Below are 20625 nucleotides of genomic sequence, written 5' to 3'. Positions count from 1 at the left end.
GCTGTCGCCAACATCGAGTCTGAGGACGATTGCGGGGACTGTCTCGCCATTTATCAATCGGTTTTTCGAACGCGGGGTCGAATTCTTTCGAGGTGAATAATTACCGAGGCTCTACTGTTGTTGGAGCTTCACTTGGCATCAGTGATTTAGATTCCAACGCCAGGCGACATCTTGTTTATGGGCAATTCTGGGGCGTCGACGCGCGACGCCTACCCGGATAGTCCTGACGCATCGAATACGATTACGCGCTCAGCCGTACCGAAGCCCGGTTTCCGCATTGAAGAGATGAACGGCTTCCGGATCAAAGAACAGCGATATGTGGTCGCCGCTGGCCAGAGTTGTTCTTGGTGGCAGGCTCGCTGTCACGCGCTGTGTGCCGACGGATGTGGTAACAAGCAGCTCCGGACCGGTTAACTCGGCCACATCGCAACGCGCGTCGATGGTATTGCCATTGCCGACGAGCGAAAGCGCTTCCGGGCGAATGCCGAGGATGAGCTTCTGCCCATCTGCTGGCACAGTCTTCAGTGATGACGGCAAAGGCACACGGCCATCTCCATTATCGATCGCCAGAGCGCCATTCTCGACCGTCACCTGCAGCAGGTTCATCGGCGGTGCGCCAACAAAAGTGGCTACATATAAGGTTGCCGGTCGGTCGTAGATTTCAGCAGGTGTGCCAAGCTGTTCGATGCGTCCGTCTTTCATGACGGCGATCCGGGTCGCAAGTGTCATCGCCTCGATCTGGTCATGCGTGACATACACCACCGTCGTTTTCAGTATCTGGTGCAGGCGCTTGAGCTCTGTGCGCATTTCCATGCGCAATTTGGCATCAAGGTTGGACAGGGGCTCGTCGAACAGGAAGACTTCAGGCTTTCGCACCAGCGCACGACCGATCGCGACGCGCTGGCGCTGTCCACCGGAAAGCTGAGCCGGCTTACGATCCAGTAACGGCTCGATCTGCAGCAATCTGGCAGCCTCGTTGACCGCTCTGTCGCGCTCCTGCACTGGTACTTTACGCATTTCCAGTCCGAAACCGATATTCCGCCGCACCGTCAGGTTGGGATAGAGCGCATAGGACTGGAACACCATCGCGATGTCGCGATCTTTTGGATGCACGCCCAGCACCGAACGATTTCCAATCCGGATATCGCCGCTAGTCGCTTCTACCAACCCGGCAATGATGTTCAGAAGCGTTGACTTGCCGCAACCTGACGAGCCGAGAAGGACAAGAAACTCGCCACTTTCAAGCGAGATATCGACGCTCTTCAGTGTTTCGACTTCACCGTATGTCTTGCGAATACTGTTGATCTCAAGCGCGCTCATCGAACGGCCTCCTCGGAAGCAAGTGGTCCGCCATAATGACGGGGAAGGGTGGAAATTGCGCGCGATGCGACTTGTGTGCCAGCAAGCAAACAGGCTTCAATCGACCTGGAATTGGCAAGCGCAGCCAGGAATGCGGCGTTAAACACATCACCGGCGCCGATCGTGTCGACGACTTCGACCTTAGGGGCTGCAACTGTAACCAACGAGCCGTCAGGTCCGATGGCAACTGCGCCATCAGGACCGCGTTTGACGACGACAATCGCTCCTTCAGGCATGTGCGAGCGGATTTCGCGTGCAGCCTCGATCGGATCATCAAGGCCAGCGAGCGTTGTCGTTTCGACCTCATTGAGCAATGCAATACCACAGCGGGAAAGCCAGCGACGTGTCTTCGTGCAGTTCTTTTCTGTCCACCCGTCCAGCGGCCAGCCTGTGTCGAGTGCAAGGGTGATTTGGTGGGTCGCCGCCCAGTCGAACAGTGTGTCATAGTTGTGAGCCAGGTCGTCGGTCAGGAATGAGCCACAAACCAGTGCATATCCACCCGCCATCGCCGCGCCGTCGATCGTGGTCAGGACGTCGGATATCCCGAAGCGAGGCAAATGACCACGTGTCGTGAAGAAGGTTCGTTCGCCGTCCGGATGGGTGATGCCGACCGACAGCGTGGTGCGCTCCGAGCGGACGGACCATTTGGCGGCGCGCTCCCCGAAGGCCTCACGCAGCCAGCTGCCGAACTGGTCGCTGCCGACATTGGCGGCGATCGAGAACTCCACGCCGAGCGCTGTCCAGGCCAGCGCACTGTTGCCGGCGCTGCCGCCGACACGAAGCTCGTCGTGATCGACAATGATTTCGGTGCCAGCCTTTGGCCATGGAGCTGCAGGCCCTAAAATAAGATCGACATTGACGTTGCCGATGACTGCGAGAGGTCGCATTTATTCGCTCCTGGTAATCTTGGTTGAGCGTACAGGCGTGCCGGCATCGTCGACGCGGGCATCGGCAAATGCGATCATCAGCCGCTGCGCCGCAGGCAGCATTGCGAATATCGCCGCAAGGCCGTTGGCTGGGGCAAAGCGGATAGAGACCGTGCCAGCGACCGGTTCGTCGCCCGAAGCGTCGAACATGATGACAGGAGCGCCCGTTTCCACCGCGGAGACGGCCATGGCCGTCACGAGGCCGGCCGTACTGTCGTTGCCGCGGAACAGAACGACGCCAATATCCGCGCCGAGCATTTCCATCGGACCATGCCGCAACTGGCCGCCTTCGAGCGAGAAGCATGGCAGACGCGACAGTTCGGTGAGGCCGAGTGCGAGCGCTTCGGCAAGGCCCTGCAGGCGGCGGCCGGAGGTGACGACGGTACGAACCGTGGCGAGAGCAGCGAGTGCCGGCGCGATGTCGGGCTCCTCTGGTGCATTCAGCACGGCGAAAGCCGCTGATGGATCGTCTCCGAACGCTGACAAAATGGCGAGGTGCAAGGCGAAGGTTACCGTGAGGCTGCGGGTCGCGGCGAAGGCAAGCTCGGTGCCACCGGCACCGATCAGTGATGTCACAGTGCGTGCCAGGAAGGATCCGCCCTCTAATGTCAGCCCGAAGGTCTCGGCATTGCCGCCTGTCTCTTCGAACCAGCGCACGACCTCAGCGCTCTCGCCCGACTGCGAGGTGACCAGAACGGTGCGACCTTCGAGCGCCAGTGGCTGGCCCAGTTGTTCCGAAAGAGGCGCGGCAATGGCGTCAATTCCAAGCGCGCGATAGAGTGGTTCGACGGCACGGCCTACCGCGTGCGATCCGCCCATGCCGAGCAGCAGCAGCTTCCTTGTCTTTGCCAATGACGCGGCAATGGTGTGGGCTTTTGTCTTCGCTGCTTCATACGAGGCGAGCGCATCGGCATGCTGCCGGGCCATTTCGCGGTCAATGGCGACGAGGCCGACAGGTCTGTTCTTTTGCTGGGTCATGATCATCCCTTGACGCCACCGCTGGTAAGCCCTGAGATCAGGGCGCGTTGCATGACAAGACCGACCAGCACCGGGGGCAGGGCGGCAAGCACTCCAGCGGTTGCAATCAGTCCATAATCGGAAACACGGCCACCGGCGAGATCTGCGATGGCAACCGTGATTGTCTTGGCGCGCTGGTCGGAGGTGAACAGCAACGCATAAAAGAATTCGTCCCAGGCCAGCAGGAAGGCGAATAGGGCCGACGTCGCCATCACGGGCATGGCCAGTGGTAACGTGATGATCTTCAGCGTCTGGAACAGGCCCGCGCCGTCGATCATCGCCGCCGCCTCGATTTCCTTAGGAATAGAATCGAACCCGGATTTCATCAGCCAAGTGGTAAAGGGAGCGAGAATTGTCAGATATACCAGTGCCAGTCCTAAGACGTTGTTGAGCAGGCCGAGATGGGCAAGACCCATATAGAGCGGCACGGCCAGCGCCACAGGCGGAAGCATGTAGGTGGCGATCACCATTGTGAGCGACCAGCCGACCGTTGGTGTCCTTGACACAGCCCAGCCTGCGGGGATGGCGAGGGCGATCGCTGCAATAGTAGACAATGCGGCAACTTCGATGCTGTTAACCAGCGACGACGTGAATGCTGCGCCAGCGCTGTTTTCCAACGTCGACAGCAACACACCATAGCGCGAAAAGTCTGGCGATTGCGGCCACCACCGCAATGGCTTGGCGGCAAGGTCGGCAGCTGGCGAGATGCTCATGATGAACAGCCAGAGGACCGGAGCGAGAATGACGGCGGCAAGCAACAGCGCGCAGCCGTAGATAAAGATGTTGAACACAGGATTGCGACGTTCCATCAGCTTGCACTCCCTGCGGTCTTGCGAACAAGTATGGCGTAGGCGGCTGCAAGCACGGTGACCAGCAGTGTGACGATCAATGCCAGAGAGGCCCCGGATCCCGCCCGCTGAAACGAAAATGCTTCCTGGTAGACGAGGATCGACAGCGTGCGAGTGCTGTTGGCAGGTCCGCCACGGGTCATCACCCATATGATGTCAAAAACCTTAAAAGCTTCGATCGTGCGCAGAACCAGTGCAACCATGAGCGGACCAGCGATGTAGGGCAGGATGACAAAACGAAAGCGGGAGAAAGGCCCTGCACCATCGACCAGCGATGCCGATGTTATATCGCGGGGCACGGCCTGCAGTGCGGCAAGGGCGATCAGTGCAACAAGCGGAAAGTTTTTCCAGCAATCGGCGACGATGAGCGCTGCAAGCGCAGAGCCCGGCTCGCCAAGCCAAGAGCGGTAGGCATCGAGCAATCCGAGCTGGGTCAACATTGCATTCAACGCGCCATACTCGGGATTATAAATCAGCCGCCAGAGGGTGGCATTGACCACGGTGGGCAGCGCCCAGGGAAGGATCATCAGCGCACGCAGCAGGGTGCGGCCGTAGAAATTCTGGTTCAGCAGCAACGCAGCAAGAACACCGATCACCATCTCGGCGGTCACCGAGACAATCGCGAACACGAGGGTCGTTGAAAGCGTGCGCTGGAAATTAGAGCTTGTGAGCATCTTCACGTAGTTATCGATACCGACAAAATTGCCTGCGGTGCCGACCAACTTGGCGTCAGTAAAGGACAAGGTGACGGTGTCAATCAACGGCCATCCGATGACGGCCATCATCACCGCGAGCAGCGGCAACATCAAAAGCCACGCACGGGTGGTCATCCAGGTGCCGGACATGGGGCGCCCTTTCAATTCATCGGTATGGAGATGGCAAGCCAGGCGGCGCTAGTGGCCGCCTGGTGGTTCACTTGCTTAAAGGCCGCTGTTTTCTGCAGCCGTGTTCAGCGCATCTTCGGGCGAAGACTGGCCGAGAAGGGACTCCTGGATCGCCTGCTGAAGGGCGGTCGAGAGCTCCTGATATTTCGGAGTCGTGGGTCGCGGATACATGGCGGCGAGACCGATTTTCGCAGCGGAAATCAGCTCCTCTTGGCCTTTGGTGACGGCAGGATCATCATAGGAGGATGCCCAGATGGGCAGGCTCAACTTGGCATACTGGTTCTGCGTCGCCTGCGACGTCATAAATTCAATGAACTTCCAGGCTTCGTCAGGATGCTTGCTGGCCGAGGTAATGCCGAGACCCATCGAGCCATTCACCGCAGATGCTTCGCTCTTGCCGGAGACACCGGGAGCAGCCACGACACCGACCTTGCCGGCAACTTTGCTTTCCTTGGGGTCGTTTGCCATGTTGTACATATAGGTCCAGTTCAGCGCGAAGGCGGCGTCGCCATTCTGGAAGACCTTGCGGACGTCCTCTTCGAGGAATTCCTTGGAGTTCGGGTTGGTGAGGCCGGACTTGTAGCTTGCGACCATGTAGTTGAGGGCATCAAGACCGCCGCCGGACTGGAAAGCCGGTTGTCCGTCCTTCAAGAAGTCGCCCTTATAGGCGCTGACCAGCGTCGTGTAATCGCAGATCGCAGCTTCGGCCTGCGCCCAGCTCCACGCGATCGGGGTATCCAACAGTCCTTTGTCCTTAATTACCTTGGCCTGTTCGGTAAGTTCGTCCCAGGTCTTTGGCGGTGTTTTGATGCCGGCCTTTTCAAGGATTTCCTTGTTGTAAAACAGGTATTTGGTGTCGAGGATCCAAGGCATCCCATAGTATTTGCCGTCGTTCTGAACGGTGGTCCAGGCTCCCGGCAAAACATCCTTCTTGGTGTCGTCGGAAATGCGCGATGTGACATCCACGAGTACGTTGTTGGAGGCATATTCCGATGGCCAGATCACGTCGAAGAGAACGACGTCATAGCCGCTGCCGGAACCCTGTGCGAGCACCGTCTTGTCGTGCAAGCCTTCATAGGGAACAAATTCGAGATTGACCTTCACCTCGGGATTTGCCTTGCTGAAAGCCTCGGCCATCGCGCGCACGTCAGCTTCACTATAGGCCGCCTGCGCCATGAAAAGTGCATTGATCGTGGTTTCTGCAAATGCATGTGGTGCAAAGGACGCGCCGAATAGTGCAGCTCCAAGCAGTGTCTTATTTAATGAGTTCAACATTTAGCCAGCCTCCAGCTTTTTGGCATTCACGCGTTTCCCGGGGGCGGCTGTACGTCGCCTCCGGCCTTCAAGGCATCCAGTGTTTCAGATGCCGATTTCGGAGCGTCGTGGAGCCGTTTTGGGCTCTCTGCGTTCCCCGGAACTCTGCGGTTCCTTATTAAGTCAATTGCATTGACTTTATTTCTTGTTCAATATTCTATTGGTGTCAAGGGGAATTGCAGATGCATGACAGACGTCCGATAAGGGCCAAAAGCGGGACCAACCAAGAAGGCACCAGTTCGCATAACAGACGGGTGATGATTGATGCGTTGCGCGTCAACGGCGCGCTCTCACGGGCCGATCTTGCCCGTGCCACCAGACTGACGAAACAGACCGTATCCAACATCATCGATGAACTAGAGCGCGATGGGCTTGTGGCCGCGCATGAGGTGATCCGAAAGGGCAGGGGGCAGCCTTCGACCCCTTACAGTCTGGTTCCGGCAGGTGCATTCGCTATCGGCCTACAGATCGACCGGCACATCACCCGCGCGTTAGCGGTCGATCTCATGGGCACGATCCTTACCCGCGCCGAAGCGCCGCTGCCGGCGAACGGTCCACAGGGGGGCGTGAAGGTCATCCTGGATCTTGTCGAGGCCGTCAGACGAGAACTTGGTCAGATGTTCAGCCAGTCTGAGCGACGCTTGGTCGGCCTGGGCGCCGCGATGCCGGGACCCTTCGGCACAGAAAACACGACAGACGATCCCTGGATGATGTCGGCATGGCAGACATTTCCGCTGCTGGAAATGCTGGCTGCAGGCACCGGCCTTGAAGTAGGGTTGCAGAACGATGCGGCAGCCTGTGCGCAAGCGGAGCGCATGGTAGGAGCGGCCCACGGGCTCGACCACGCCGTTTGCCTTTATCTCGGCTATGGTATCGGTGCCGGTTTGATTCTCGGTGGTGAATTATACAGCGGCGCAAATGGCAATGCTGGGGAAATTGGTATGGCTCTGTTGTCTCCGGGCGGACGTGCTGCTCCCTTGGAACATCGAGCGTCGCTGGCCGCACTCTACCAGCATCTTGAAATCGATCCGGCCGACCCCAGGGTTTACGCCAAGGTCAACGAACTCGCATCGACGGATGATCCGAGGGTCCAGCTATGGCTTGATGAAGCGGTGATGGATCTTCGCTGGAGCGTCCATCTCATTGAAACAGTCTTCGACCCACAAACAGTGATCTTATGCGGTGGTGCGCCCGAAGCGCTTGCCTTTCGCTTGATGGCAGCGATGGAGCCGCTGGTTCCGTCGGTTGCGCAGCGCTCCGACCGCAGCGTGCCAAGGTTTCAGCTGGGAATGACAGATCCATGGGCGGTAGCACTGGGGGCGGCGGCAGAACCCATCAGTCGCGCTTTCGACCCTCGATTTTCAGCGATTCTCAAGCAGGCAATTTGAAGCTGGTTCATGTCCGTAAAGTGGTTGCAGAACTATCGCGACGGGCATTTGACGACGATTGCGCAGAAGACTTAATTCCAATGGGACGGTTTGTGGCGGTCGCAACTGGGCTGATTGTCGGCTTCTCTAATCGCACCGCCGTTCAGACATTGCAAAGTAAGCGGATTCTATGCGCTTTAGGCCTATGCGGTCGGCTCCGTCTCATTAATCCATTCACACAGGATGAGATTGCTGATCTGCAGGGCCGGGCATGTGCGCATTGGGAGACTGCCAGGTGAATGCAGAAGAACTACTGTTGTGCGGTCAAAACAGCCGTCTGATAATTCAAACAAGGCGTCCATTATGTTTCATGCGGCAACGGAAGACTGCCGCACGCTACTAATCCATAGAAATGAGACGCTCTTACCAGAGTAGGATCACTGCGCTGCCGACGGTTCGTCGGCTATAGGACGCATCGCTGCGGGTCAGACAGTCGTTGGCTGATCATCGCCGGGTATCTTCCCATCCGGTGTCAGTTCATCGACCGCCCGTGGCAAATCCTTGCTAAGACGTGCGAGGATTTCCTCTCGCGACAGACCGGTTTTTGCAGTCAATTCGTCTAGCACGTCCGGTCCAATCGCCTCTGCAAGTTCGTTGTCATCGATATCGTCATTTGTCCCAGGCTTTACCCAGGAATCAGCTTTTTGTCCGAAGCCGTTCTGTTGGAACGTTTTGAGTAGGTCGCTCAGGCCACCGCTCAAAATTCCCCCAGAGGTCAGGCCGCCGAGAATAGACCCGATTCCCCCCGTCTCATTACCTCCACCGAGCTTGCCAAGCAGATCGTCAAGGCTACTTGTCTGGCGCGATCCAGCGTCTTGACCTGTGTTTGCGCCTTCCGCCTGCGGCTTGTTCAATCCGCGCAGGAGGTCCGCGATCTTGTCCCTGTTCTGATAGCCAGCGACGGCAAGTACACCAAGCAATGCTTTCAGTTGACCACTTACCATGTTCTTCTCCTCCGTGGGCCTCGAAAACAACGTCGCGACGCGGCCCTGTTCGCTCGACTGAAACGGTTGGTTGGCCATGAAGTTCCGCCTCACAGGTACAACGAACGCAGCGACTCCATGCGCGCCGCCTGCCGCACGGCGGGCCAACTTTGGCAACCTTTCTCTGTTCGGCAAACGGAAGGGATGTAACCCTTCTCACCAGTCGCCTACCGGGCAGCACCGTGCGCAAGAAGCACTTCGCTTTCCATGCGCAGATCAGGAGACTTACCTCAGGTCTCCGATAAGCGTAGGCACGAGTTCCGACACGGTGGGATGTATCGGTACCGACCATTGGAGAGCGGGGTAGGGGGTGCGGGCGTTCATTGCATCGATAATGCCATGGATGGCCTCGTCGCCCTCTATGCCAAGGATAGCCGCCCCGAGGATCTGTCGGGTTTCGGCATCCGCGATTAGCTTCATGAAGCCCTGTGTCTCGCCTTTCTCAACGGCTCGGCCGACACGGCTCATGGGCCGTGTCGATACGAGAATTTGGCGACCCGATGCTCTTGCCTGGCGCTCCGTCATGCCTACCCGTCCAAGCGGAGGATCGATGTAGAGAGCGTAGGCCAGAATGCGATCGCTGAGCTTTCGGTTGCACCCGTCAAGCAAGTTGGCGGCGACGATCTCGAAGTCGTTGTAGGACGTGTGGGTAAACGCGCCGCGGCCGTTGCAGTCCCCCAATGCCCATATGCCGCTGACATTCGTGGAGAGGCTGTTGTCTACGACAATAAAACCTTTGTCGTCGGTCTCGACACCAGCCTCTTCAAGACCCAGATCATCGGTATTGGGTCGTCTACCTGTAGCAATAAGGACGTGGCTTGCATTCATGGTCCCGCTGTTTGTCGTGACCGCGATGTCGTCCGCAGTTTTTCTGAACGATAGCCCGCTTACCCCCGTATGAACCGCGATCCCTTCTGCCTGTAGGATGTCAGCAATGGCGGAGGAGACATCGTCGTCTTCACGTGAGGCGAGGCGGGTGCCACGCTCTAAAATGGTTACGCTTGCGCCAAAACGGCGGTACATCTGCGCGAACTCCAGGCCGATGTAGCTTCCACCGATCACAACGAGATGACGCGGAACCTCCGCCAGCTGGATGATCGACGTACTTGTCAGGTATGACACGTCCGCAAGCCCAGGGTAGTCGGGAATAGACGGACGTGCACCAACGTTGATGAACACCTGCGGTGCTGTCAGGCGCATGCCATTGACCACAACCGTATTGGGATTTTCGAACTTTGCTTGTCCGTAGATCACCGACATGCTGTCGAGACTGTCAAACCAGGTAGCAAGGCCTTTGCGGGCATCGAGCGTGACCTTTTCAGCCCGGCCCCGCACAGCCTCCATGTCTATACCGATCTCGCCGGGGACAACGACCCCATATTCGCCAGCGCGCCGGGCGACGTGTGCAGCCCGTGCGCTGGCGACCAATGTCTTTGTTGGCATGCATCCGGCGTTGACGCAGGTGCCGCCAAGATATTTGCGCTCGATCAGCGCGACCTTGCGTCCAGCCGCCGCCATTCGCGCCGCCAGAAATGGACCGGCCTGTCCTGCACCGATGAAGATGGCGTCGAAGGAAGTCATGACACGGCCGCTACAATCAGCAGCGCTCCAACGACGGCGACAGCGTCTTCGATCAGGGCGGCGGGCAGGTCGCGCCCGAACGAGGTGGCAAGTCTGGCGCGGACGGCTGCTCCGCCGTAGGTACCGATGATCGCTCCGACGATCCCGGCGACCAAGCCTAAAGCGAGCAATCCAGCCGACGCACCGATGGCTGCGCCTGACAGAGCGCCTGATGCCAAGCGGGTTCCGAACTGGACCAGCACTTTGCGCGAGGGCGTGCCGGGGAGCTTGTCGGTGATCAATTCACCAAGTGCCAGAACGGTCAAAATCAAAGGTGTCCACTTGTACCCTATGAAGGCCAGAGGTGTCTGGGAAACATCGAGCCAGCCAAGGCTTGCCGCCCAAGCGATGGCAGCTGGAGCTGTCATCGCCCGTAGTCCGGCGATGACACCGATTAAAAGCGCGAGAAAAATCATCATGCCATTCCCCTTTTTTGATCTGGCGTGGTGCCTGTCGCCGCCACTGCGCCATCGCGTGCAGCAAATGAGAGCCCAGCCTTCGATGAAGTCAAGCAGGTCAGTGTCACAAGACCCCTGTCTGGTAATAGATTTCCGTATCGTCCAATTATGTGCGGACGACATCATCTGGTTGCCCGATGCGAGTGCCAGCGTGCGATCGCTGATAGCATCCTCCTCTGACGGCCTTTGACGAGATAACGTTACCTGACTGATTTTTGTTTGGCGAGTTAAGCGTCGTAAATCGATGCAAAGGGCGAAGCCTGCCGAGAATTAGTCAGACGGAACAGTGCAGCATTCCGTAACGATCGCGGGCTGACCGTGTGCAGCCAAACGGAGGGCTGGCTGGTCCACCGGAAATCAGGAGGCCTTCTCTACGGGGTGAGGAACACCGCGACGGTGTTGCCGACGATGATGGCGACGGACTTTTTGCCTTCCAGTAGCGCTGTGATGATAGCGGTTACGCCGCTGCCACCGTTGTCGCTCCACATCGTAGCGCGGGGCTTCAATATTTCTTCTTTCGAACACTCTTGTTGCCACGTGCTCCGCTGATGACGGGTGTTCTCGCCAGATTTTCAGAGACAAGCCTGCGCCACCGATCAACGCGTTCGGCGGCCAAAGCTCCGCTTTTGACGGCCGTCTGAACTGCGCAGCCCGGCTCATGCGCATGGGTGCAATCACGAAATCGGCAATGTGGTGCAAGCTCAACGACGTCTGCAAAAAGTGTGTCGATGCCGTCGGTGACATCACTGATGTAGAGTGTCCTGATCCCAGGGGTATCAATCACCCAGCCACCACCGGGAATGGCATGCAGGGATCGCGCGGTCGTGGTGTGACGGCCTTGCGCATCATATTCGCGAATAGGTCCGGTTTTCTGCTTTAAGTCAGACGCTGGGCCGGTCAGCGTGTTCACCAGCGTCGATTTTCCTACCCCTGAGGATCCAACCAGAGCAATCGTTTGGCCAGCACCGCACCAGGGACTTAAAAGAGACTTCGCATCGCCGGATCGACCATTCAGCGCAACGACAGGCAGATCACGCTGCAAAGCCTCTGCCGTGGTCTGAAACAGGCCGACATCGTCGGCGGTGTCAGCTTTTGTCAGCACGATTACCGGCTTACTCCCAGCCTGGTTGGCCATGATTATGTAACGTTCCAGCCGATCACTATTGAAATCGGCATTGCACGACGTCACAATCAGCAGCGTATCGACGTTGGCAGCAACGAGTTGTTGGCCACGTCCGACCTCTGTACGCCGCTGAAACACCGCTTTTCTATCAAGCCGACGGACAAACATTTCAGAGTAGGGATCGGCTAAAACCCAATCTCCGACCGCAAATTCCGCCGTATTGGCATTGGCTGGAAGAACCAGCTCGACAGGCCCCGCGACACTGATCACGTCGATGCGCGAGCGGTGAACCGATGCGACGCGCCGAGGCAAGAGGTCAGCTTCACCAGGCTTGATCTGATCTGCGAAGAAGTCTGACCAACCAAGCGATTCCAAGGCAGTGTGAAGATGGGATTCGGTCAAATTTCTTATCACATTCGCTGTCGGAGTTTACAGAGGTTTGAAGGTTTCCTGCCTAGGTGCGCTGCTGTTCTCGCTTAGGCAAAGAGGTTGCGTAAGCAGCCGCTTCGCCGGAATATGGGAATGGGTCTGACAACTGACGGTCGCCGTCGTAAACCTGGAAGGCGGGCCCGTCGATTTCGACGATTTTATATCCATTCACGTATTCAAACTTTGTCGTTTTCCAACCCATAGAATGGTCTCCAATATCGGTCCGATGTTGTTAAACTCTGAAGATGATGTTCGACCGTCATACCCATCAGCCCATGGGTGTATCAGGTGTTTGCACAAAAGACGAATTGATCAGCACCACTTTGCGTATCTTGCGAAATACACCCACACGCCGGCGCTGTCCGGGCGGGACCAAACTGCGATTGGGCCAAGGAGCTTCCGCGACCGTGGTGGTGGCGAGCGGCGGCAGGACCGGTGGATCGTGGGTAATCCATATTTCGTTCAGCGCATTTCAGACAAGCAGCGCGATACGCGCATAGCTGAGTTGCACAGTAATTGTTTTGCAAATGGTCAAAAATCGGGCATAACGACTACAACCGATGCACATGGCGACCTCCTCCCAGGATCGCAGCGTCGGTTGTTCCCCTCTGGAGGTTTTGAACCTTCAAACTTATAGGCCGCGACTTTTGTCGACGGCCTTTTTTCTTTCTCATTCCTGTCGGACGACTGTGCGTCATTACTGGCGCCGCAAAGCCACCGTGTGCGACTGAACCAATGGTAGAGAAATGGGCTTAAATTTCTTCTGTAGATTGTTGATTGATGCGTCTTGACGCGCGCTGCCAGACAATGGACTTGTTACGAAACGACTGCGGAATATCCATGCCATTCTATCTTGTCACCCAGACCACTCTCATTGAAGCGGATGACCCACAATCTGCGGCGCAAAACGCAATCGATTTGATCCGTTCAGGCTCCGAAGTGTTGGTTGCTGTTAAACGCGACCATACAGACATCTCTCATGTGGTTGTGGGTGCTAAGACACTACCATCAATTGTATCCGAAGAAACGACAGTCGGTGAGCTATCTTTACCGGCAGAGCACGTCTCTGAGGTTATGTCACAACCTGGCAAGCTGACGTGGATGCACAAACTGGCCGATGCAATTTCGCTCAGAAGCTGGCGGCGTTGAACCAAATGCCATTCGGCCTCCTGATGGCAGGAAGATAATTTATCCGGAGCGCCGGTGGGACGGGCAATCAAATTGTCTTTTGTCATCTTCCGTATTGCAAAAACTCACAAACCGCCATCGGCGCGATTTATGGCGATTCCTGCGTCAGCTCACCGATCAGTAAGAAAAAGGTCGATGAGAACCTTTTTCCTATCCCACGTTCGAAGGCGCTTGGCGATCGGACCACGACCGGTATGGTTGAATTTCCAGCGCACACGCAGACATTGATGGTCCCTTCATTCTGGCTGAATGCAGCCCGTTGTGGCAATCCCCATCGATCCCATCTCGCATGAAACCAGGAGGCCTGAACTCTGACTTCTAGAGTCTGAAACGGGGACTACGCGGGAGAGAGACCCGCTCAGCGTGATGCCATCACGCGTAAGTCGTTGTCGCCTCGCCACGTTTCGCCAATGCCGATCCGCAAAATGCAAGCCTAGGCTGCAATCCAAGCCATCATAACATTTAAGTATAATGCGATGACGCAATTTGATTTGATGTTATGCGCTCATAGTGATCTTCTGCAGACGAACGCGGCGAAGATCGCAAGGGGATACATATGAAGTTATCTGATTCCGACAGAGCAGCAGGCCTGCTCTACCTTATTCTTGCCGTCTGTTTTGTCGTCCCGGCAATCGGGTATGGCTTTGGAAGCGTGCGCCGCCTAGGCGCCGGCGTATTTCCGCTGGTGGTAGGTCTGCTTCTCGCGCTTGTGGGCCTGCTACTCGTTATCAGGTCGTTATGCGGCCACAAGGGGGCTGCGATTGCAGAGATGAACCTGCGTACGCCAGCATATATTGTTGCAGCGTTGGTTTTTGCTGCTGCAACTTTACGGGTTGGAGGCATAGCGGTTGCTGTGCCAGGCGCCGTTTTGATTTCCAGCCGTGCCTCGCGTGATTTTCCCATATCGCACGCTCTTGGACTGGCTGCGCTTTTGACGGTGTTCGTCTGGCTTGTCTTTGTCGTCGGCTTCAGCGTGCGCCTCCCGTTTCTGGCAGGAGTTTTGTAATGGATTGGTTTGCAAACCTCGCAGGCGGTTTCGAGACAGCCGTAACGTTAAATAACATTATGTTATGCTTCATCGGTGTTTTGCTTGGGACCGCCATCGGTGTTCTTCCAGGAGTGGGACCGCTTGTCACAATAGCGATATTGCTCCCATTGACATATTCGTTGGAGCCAACGAGTGCCTTGATCATGCTCTCGGGCATATACTACGGTGCCCAATATGGTGGATCGACCACAGCGATCCTGGTGAACCTGCCAGGGGAATCTGGTTCCGTTGTTACCTGCATTGACGGCAATGCGATGGCCCGAAACGGCCGTGCAGGATCAGCGTTGGCGATAGCTGCGCTAGGATCGTTCTTTGCTGGCACCGTTGGGACGCTTATGATTGCGGCGTTCTCGCCGTATCTTTCAAAGATAGCACTATCCTTCGGTCCGGCAGACTACTTCTCGCTCATGGTTCTTGGTTTGGTTGCTGCGATCGTGCTTGCATCCGGTGGCCTGCTGAAGGCGTTCGGAATGATCCTTGTCGGAATTCTTCTGGGTTCGGTCGGTACCGATCTCACGACCGGCACGGCGCGGTACACTTTTGGTACTTTCGAGCTTCTTGACGGCTTGGAATTTACCGCGCTGGCGATGGGTCTGTTCGCGATCGGCGACATTATCGCCAATGCGAGCAAAACCCATGACCGCAGTATGGTGAAGGGCAAGGTCACAGATCTTTGGCCAAACAAGCAAGAATTTAAGGAAGCTTGGCCAGCGGTCCTGAGGGGCACGGCGCTGGGATCACTCCTTGGATTGCTCCCTGGCGGTGGTGCCACGCTGTCCTCCTTTGCATCCTATTCGATTGAAAAGAAGCTTTCAAAACATCCGGAACGATTTGGTAAAGGGGCACCTGCCGGCGTTGCTGCACCTGAGAGTGCCAACAATGCTGGAGCCCAGAGCGCGTTCATCCCAATGTTGACGTTAGGTTTGCCGTCGAACGGGGTCATGGCCATGATGATTGGCGCGATGATGATCCATAACATCGTTCCCGGTCCCGAGGTGATGACACGCAATGCAGATCTTTTTTGGGGGCTGGTTGCCTCAATGTGGATCGGCAACTTTCTGCTCGTCATTATCAATCTGCCACTGATCGGCATTTGGGTCCGCTTGCTTCGCCTGCCTTACAATATGCTCTTCCCGGCTATCCTGATATTTTCCTTGGTAGGCCTGTACTCCATCGGAAATTCGTCTGCGCCGATCTTGATGGCGGCCGGTTTCGGCATCCTTGGCTATCTGTTCAACCGCTTGGGTTGTGAGCCTGCGCCCTTGTTGCTCGGATTCATTCTCGGCCCGATGATCGAAGTCTATATGCGCCGCGCGCTGCTGTTGTCCAAAGGAGACGTCAGCGTTTTTGTAACGCAACCGCTTTCGCTCGTTCTTTTGCTGACCGCGCTCGCACTCCTGATTTCCGTTCTTTCGCCCGTGGTGCGCAGGAAACGAGAAGAAGTCTTTGTTGAAGACTAAAGCCTGCCAAAAAATACAAAAAGGGAACTTTCAGAATGTACAAAATCTCACGCAGAACTTTTGCAGCTTTGACATTGGCATCGTTAATGCCAATGTCGACAGGTGTGTTGGCGGATGAATTCCCGTCACGCGCCGTCACAATTATCGTTCCTTATGCGCCGGGTGGCCAGGGTGATATCACGGGCCGCCTGATTGCGGAGCACTTGTCGCCGCTGATCGGGCAGCCAGTAACCGTCGAAAATCGACCGGGCGCCAATGGCGTTATCGGGATCTCTGCGATAGCCAATGCCGAGGCCGATGGGCATACGATTGGTGTCGTCGTTGCGTCTCATGCGATGGCGAAGGCTCTGGTTCCCAACCTGCCGTACGACCCTGTAACGAGTTTCACACCCATAACCACGACTGCAAGAACAGACATCGTGATGGTTACCACGCCATCGATCGGTGTAAAAAATGTCGAGGAGTTTATTTCCTACGCAAAAGAACATGCCGGCGATGTCGCCTTTGATTCATCCGGTCAGGGCAGCAACACACATCTGTTTGGAGAGTGGTTTGCGGATGCGGCAGGCATCGAGATGATTCATGTGCCGTACCAGGGCTCTGGGGACGCAATGCCAGACCTGCTGTCAGGCGTTATTCAAGTTGGCTTCAAGTCGGTGCTGGCGGTCCGTGGATATATTGACAGCGGCCAGCTCGTAGCGATTGCCGCTGGGGGTCCTGAACGTACAGCGGTTTATCCTGACCTTCCTACCGCTGCCGAACAGGGTGTCACTGGCTATAGTGCCAATACATGGGGCATGGTTCTTGCTCCAGCCAACATTCCTGCAGAACGCGTCCAATACCTGAACTCAAAGATCGTGGAAGTTCTGAAAAAACCGGAGGTGGTTGAAAAGTTTTCTTCGATGGGGGCGACGGTCGTTGCCGATAGTCCTGAGGCGGCGAGATCCATGCTGCAAAGTGAGGAGAAGACCTATTCCGATCTTATCACCCGCCTTGGCATCAAGTTAGGCCAGTAAAAGATTTGCCCCTCTCGAAATCGCGAGGGGCAACCATCGCCGGGTCTATAGAGGATGATATGGGAAACAGATCGCTAAATCCGCGCCAGCTCGAGGCATTCCGCGCCGTCATGGTATCTGGAAGCATTACCAAGGCAGGGCTTCTTCTTTCCATTTCGCAGCCTGCGGTGACACGGCTCATACGTGATCTTGAACTTGATCTTGAAATGCAGCTGTTTTCACGCAGTGGTGCCACAGTCAGTCCTACTCCAGAGGCACGAGAGTTTTTCAACGAGGTGGAGCGGCATTTCATTTCGACTGAAAGATTGCGGGAGAGCGCCTCCAGCATTCGGGAGTTTGGAACAGGAAGGCTTAGAATTGCGGCAATACCTGCACTTTCCGGCCATTGCTTGCCGGATGCACTTGCTCGCTACGCCTCTGATTTCCCCAATACTATAGTATCTGTGCACAACGGCGCATCGGTTGATCTCATCGATCTTGTTGCGGCCAGCCACGTGGATGTCGCCATCATTGCGCGTCCTGCATCTCGTAACGACTGCTCATTCCGGCTCCTTCCGGAGGCAGAGGCTGTGTGCATACTTCCCCACACTCATCCACTTGCCGAAAAGAAGGTCATTAGTCCGGCAGACCTTGATAAACAGGACTATATCGCGTTGGGCCACGGTAGCCTGATGCGTATGGAGTTAGAGGCGCTATTGCGCGCGGCTGAGGCGCATCCACGCTTGCGCGTAGAAAGTCTGTTTTCAGGAACCGTTGTCCACTATGTCAATCGTGGACTGGGGCTGGCGATTGTTGATCCTCTGGTTGCTTCGATGGTCGATACATCGAGCACAGTGGTGCGCAAATTCTCTCCCAAAATTCGCTATCAACTGTCCGTTGTCTACGCGCCTGACATCGTCCGAAGCCCGATGCTGGAGCGTTTTGTGGAAGTGTTTACCGAAACCTATGAGCGATTGACACGATCACTTCAGGCGCATGTCGCATGACCTTGCTCTAAACTAAAACACCGAAAGGAACTGATATGAAGGACTTCGAGGACTTCCTCGTTGCGATGGATGCTGCCGTTGCGCGGGTCGCGCAGGAGGAGCCTGAGGAACACCGCAAACTTCGAACAGGCAAGCTTGAGGCGCGGCCCGGTGGTAAGGGAAGTTATTTCACGACACTCGACATCGCCCATGGAATGCTGCGAGATTTTACAATGTACATTGTGTATCCTGGCCTTGTTCTGCACCGCCAGCGGCAAGACCTGGATGCATCGCGAGCAATGATTGCAGAGATGTTCCCAACGGTCTTGAACTATCTCGGCTACAGTGGTTTTGGCGAACTGAAGGTGCTCGGGCATACACTGCTGCGCTTGGCTCCGACATTGAACAACGAGCAGTTTGATCAGGCGCTCACTCGGTTTCTCCGTTACACAAACCTGCTCTATGGCTGGGCATATCACTGGTTCCCCTGGAGCATCGGCGATGCGATGCGTTATGAAGAAGGGGGCGAAATCGAACTTCCACAAGTCGTTGACAGCCTCGAGCCGACAAGCACGCTCATAAAGTTGAGGTGGGACCCAATTGGTATTGAAGTCCAAGCATTTCTAGTCACTGACGGCAATGCGGAGTTGTGCAATGAGCTAATGGCCATCATGCCGTTTAAATGCCTTCAGACGCATGCGATGGTCGCTGGCGAGTCACTTATGGCTTACACACCTCTGGTATCAACCGCACCCACGCCTTTCAAAGAGGAAATACGTCTTGCCCCTCCGGGTCGCATAAGGTTCAACCCAAGGACAGGGCAGAAGCTGATTGTGCAATATGGGCGCACGACAGAAGATATCCTCGCTCCGGTTATCGGCTCCGTTCTGCCCGAAGATGTTTCGAAGCTCGCCGAGGTCGGCATAGCTGTATGGGAATCCACCTATCTCCACAAGGAGCCGGTCTGGTTGACCGTCGAGCGCTTGAGTTAGGCTTAAAATCCATATCGGCTCAGTATCCAGCCTGTTTATTGAGCCGATATTGTGAAACTACTTAGCCGGTCCTCCACTCCGGTTCGAGGGATGCGGCTGCTGCCCACGGAAGAGTAAGCGGGTTTTCGACACGAGGTTTCCAGATATATTGCAAACGCTTAATCGAGCAGTCTTGGAAACTCCATGGCCTAGAGTAGGTCCGGCCAATAAGACGGGCGTCGCTCCGGCGATGAATTGTTTACTGCAGCAACCGGACGAGCAGATATTGCGCGCGTTTAAATCTCATCAAGCGCGCTAGATGGCTTCATTCATCGCCGCCCGTAGGACGTCATTAATACGGTCCTGCCAGCCAGGGCCGTCTGCTTGGAAGTGCGCCAGTATATCGCTGTCGATTTTCAGCGACACTAACTCCTTGGCATTGCGGATAATTGGACGTTCAAAGACCGGCGCCGTGACTTTCTTGGCCGGTTTGAACAGCGCCTCGGCTGCGTCTTTAGGATTGGACGGTCGTCGTGGTGTCGTCGCCATTGTTATCTCCTTTCGTGCAAATCTGGTGTGCACGTTTTAATTCAGCTTGACCAGAGGGGGCGCAATCTCTGCCCGAGTTCTTTCTCGACAATTTTCAGCATGAGCAATGTTTCAAGGCATTGCAGAGTTGTCGTCATCTTTTGGAAGACCTAACCGCTTTGAACGCGCTATCTGCTCGGCAAAAATTCCATTCGAGTACAATAAGGCGCGCTGTCGTTTTCGCTAATAATTGACAGCGAACACGGCTATTAGACTTGAAAATTTTCAGGCACTTCAATGTGCGCCTTCGTACTCCAGAGATGCACCAATGAGTTCACGCGCATATTCATGCGTGGCACCGTTTCCAGCGATGGCTTGGCGCGGCAGGATTTCGGTAATTTCGCCCCGCAACATCACCGCAAAGCGGTCACACATATGATCAACCACAGCCAGATCATGGGTGACCATGATGTAGGTAAAACCACGCTCTTCGCGAAGACGCTGCAGCAGGTTGAGAATTTCCGCCTGAACAGACACATCCAGTGCCGAAGTTGGCTCATCCAATAGCAGCAAGGATGGCTCCAGGATCAGGGCGCGGGCAATAGCAACGCGTTGGCGCTGACCGCCGGACAGCTGGTGCGGAAAACGATCGAGGAACGACACCGGCAGACCAACGTCGGTGATGGCCTTGCGCATACGCTCTTCCCTGTCGCCCAGCTTGTGGATGACCAACGGTTCATTCAGAACTGTGCGCACCGACTGGCGCGGATGCAAGGAACCATAAGGGTCCTGAAACACCATTTGCAGGATGCGGCAACGGTCGATCAGCGGCATATCCCGCACGGATTTGCCCGCGATCAGCACCTCACCCTTCCAGAAATCGGTCAGCATGGACACGCAACGCAGAACGGTGGACTTGCCGGAGCCGGATTCGCCGACGAGGCCAAAACATTCTCCCGGCTGAACAGAAAACGATACGCCGGGCAGAACCTTGACCGCATTGGGTTCAGTGCCGAAGGAAATGGACAGATCGCGAGTTTCAACAGAAACGGACATTAGAC

Annotated in this window: 20 protein-coding genes; 7 read left to right on the top strand and 13 right to left on the bottom strand. The window is 56.1% G+C overall.

The annotated features are described in order from the left end of the window. Nucleotides 1-249 precede the first annotated feature (249 nt). The 6 genes from HGO37_RS13405 to HGO37_RS13380 all read right to left on the bottom strand — a co-directional run bounded on the left by HGO37_RS13405 (nt 250) and on the right by HGO37_RS13380 (nt 6309). Nucleotides 250-1320, bottom strand: a complete 1071-nt coding sequence (locus HGO37_RS13405; protein WP_250983730.1) for an ABC transporter ATP-binding protein — start codon at nt 1318-1320, stop codon at nt 250-252. Continuing rightward, nucleotides 1317-2246, bottom strand: coding sequence for a PfkB family carbohydrate kinase (locus HGO37_RS13400; protein WP_250983729.1), 930 nt, complete (start codon nt 2244-2246; stop codon nt 1317-1319). The genes HGO37_RS13405 and HGO37_RS13400 overlap by 4 nt, the downstream gene beginning before the upstream one ends. Then, nucleotides 2247-3269 carry an SIS domain-containing protein gene (locus tag HGO37_RS13395; protein ID WP_250983728.1) on the bottom strand — a complete coding sequence of 341 codons (1023 nt, stop codon included), beginning with the start codon at nt 3267-3269 and terminating at the stop codon, nt 2247-2249. It abuts the gene before it with no gap. Continuing rightward, nucleotides 3266-4111: a carbohydrate ABC transporter permease gene (locus HGO37_RS13390; RefSeq protein ID WP_250983727.1), complete on the bottom strand. Its 846-nt coding sequence runs from the start codon at nt 4109-4111 to the stop codon at nt 3266-3268. The genes HGO37_RS13395 and HGO37_RS13390 overlap by 4 nt, the downstream gene beginning before the upstream one ends. Beyond that, nucleotides 4111-4995, bottom strand: coding sequence for a carbohydrate ABC transporter permease (locus HGO37_RS13385; protein ID WP_192490028.1), 885 nt, complete (start codon nt 4993-4995; stop codon nt 4111-4113). The genes HGO37_RS13390 and HGO37_RS13385 overlap by 1 nt, the downstream gene beginning before the upstream one ends. A 75-nt stretch (nt 4996-5070) precedes the next feature. Beyond that, nucleotides 5071-6309, bottom strand: coding sequence for an extracellular solute-binding protein (locus tag HGO37_RS13380; protein WP_250983726.1), 1239 nt, complete (start codon nt 6307-6309; stop codon nt 5071-5073). Between the two features lie 221 nt (nt 6310-6530). Here HGO37_RS13380 and HGO37_RS13375 point away from each other — a divergent pair, with 221 nt between their 5' ends. After that, nucleotides 6531-7736 carry an ROK family transcriptional regulator gene (locus HGO37_RS13375; RefSeq protein ID WP_250983725.1) on the top strand — a complete coding sequence of 402 codons (1206 nt, stop codon included), beginning with the start codon at nt 6531-6533 and terminating at the stop codon, nt 7734-7736. A 464-nt stretch (nt 7737-8200) separates the two neighbouring features. Here HGO37_RS13375 and HGO37_RS13370 read toward each other — a convergent pair whose 3' ends face one another. From HGO37_RS13370 to rsgA, 5 genes are all read right to left on the bottom strand, one after another. Further along, complete coding sequence (locus HGO37_RS13370; RefSeq protein ID WP_250983724.1) at nt 8201-8719, bottom strand: YidB family protein; 519 nt, start codon at nt 8717-8719, stop codon at nt 8201-8203. Nucleotides 8720-8983: 264 nt separating this feature from the next. Continuing rightward, a complete protein-coding gene (locus tag HGO37_RS13365) occupies nt 8984-10339 on the bottom strand; it encodes an FAD-containing oxidoreductase (RefSeq protein WP_250983723.1) in 1356 nt (451 codons plus the stop codon). Further along, a complete protein-coding gene (locus HGO37_RS13360) occupies nt 10336-10797 on the bottom strand; it encodes a DUF4126 family protein (RefSeq protein ID WP_250983722.1) in 462 nt (153 codons plus the stop codon). The genes HGO37_RS13365 and HGO37_RS13360 overlap by 4 nt, the downstream gene beginning before the upstream one ends. Nucleotides 10798-11207: 410 nt before the next feature. After that, on the bottom strand, nt 11208-11342 hold the full coding sequence (locus tag HGO37_RS26375) for a hypothetical protein (RefSeq protein ID WP_285200589.1): 135 nt from the start codon (nt 11340-11342) through the stop codon (nt 11208-11210). Continuing rightward, nucleotides 11339-12361 carry a ribosome small subunit-dependent GTPase A gene (gene rsgA, locus HGO37_RS13355; RefSeq protein ID WP_250983721.1) on the bottom strand — a complete coding sequence of 341 codons (1023 nt, stop codon included), beginning with the start codon at nt 12359-12361 and terminating at the stop codon, nt 11339-11341. The genes HGO37_RS26375 and rsgA overlap by 4 nt, the downstream gene beginning before the upstream one ends. An 867-nt stretch (nt 12362-13228) precedes the next feature. On the opposite strand from rsgA, the gene HGO37_RS13350 reads away from it, so the two are divergent. From HGO37_RS13350 to HGO37_RS13325, 6 genes are all read left to right on the top strand, one after another. Further along, nucleotides 13229-13537, top strand: coding sequence for a hypothetical protein (locus HGO37_RS13350; protein ID WP_250983720.1), 309 nt, complete (start codon nt 13229-13231; stop codon nt 13535-13537). A 595-nt stretch (nt 13538-14132) separates the two neighbouring features. Then, nucleotides 14133-14582, top strand: coding sequence for a tripartite tricarboxylate transporter TctB family protein (locus HGO37_RS13345; RefSeq protein ID WP_192490037.1), 450 nt, complete (start codon nt 14133-14135; stop codon nt 14580-14582). Then, entirely contained in the window at nt 14582-16084 is a 1503-nt protein-coding gene (locus tag HGO37_RS13340) for a tripartite tricarboxylate transporter permease (RefSeq protein ID WP_192490038.1), read from the top strand. Before HGO37_RS13345 ends, HGO37_RS13340 begins: the two co-directional genes overlap by 1 nt. A gap of 35 nt (nt 16085-16119) precedes the next feature. Continuing rightward, complete coding sequence (locus HGO37_RS13335; RefSeq protein WP_192490039.1) at nt 16120-17100, top strand: Bug family tripartite tricarboxylate transporter substrate binding protein; 981 nt, start codon at nt 16120-16122, stop codon at nt 17098-17100. Between the two features lie 59 nt (nt 17101-17159). Further along, nucleotides 17160-18086 carry a LysR substrate-binding domain-containing protein gene (locus HGO37_RS13330; RefSeq protein ID WP_192490040.1) on the top strand — a complete coding sequence of 309 codons (927 nt, stop codon included), beginning with the start codon at nt 17160-17162 and terminating at the stop codon, nt 18084-18086. 35 nt (nt 18087-18121) lie between these two features. Continuing rightward, nucleotides 18122-19057 carry a cucumopine synthase-related protein gene (locus HGO37_RS13325; protein WP_250983719.1) on the top strand — a complete coding sequence of 312 codons (936 nt, stop codon included), beginning with the start codon at nt 18122-18124 and terminating at the stop codon, nt 19055-19057. A 294-nt stretch (nt 19058-19351) separates the two neighbouring features. On the opposite strand, the gene HGO37_RS13320 is transcribed toward HGO37_RS13325, so the two are convergent. Further along, nucleotides 19352-19585 (bottom strand): BrnA antitoxin family protein, encoded by a 234-nt coding sequence (locus tag HGO37_RS13320; RefSeq protein ID WP_250983718.1) that lies wholly within the window; start codon nt 19583-19585, stop codon nt 19352-19354. Nucleotides 19586-19858: 273 nt separating this feature from the next. Then, nucleotides 19859-20620, bottom strand: coding sequence for an ABC transporter ATP-binding protein (locus HGO37_RS13315; RefSeq protein WP_250984079.1), 762 nt, complete (start codon nt 20618-20620; stop codon nt 19859-19861). Nucleotides 20621-20625: the final 5 nt, after the last annotated feature.

Origin of the sequence: Rhizobium sp. CG4 (assembly GCF_023701965.1) — a bacterium.
In the GTDB taxonomy this organism is placed as follows: Bacteria; Pseudomonadota; Alphaproteobacteria; order Rhizobiales; family Rhizobiaceae; genus Agrobacterium.
The sequence above is the reverse complement of the archived record's forward strand: the minus strand, read 5'-3'. Positions and strand labels throughout refer to the sequence as shown.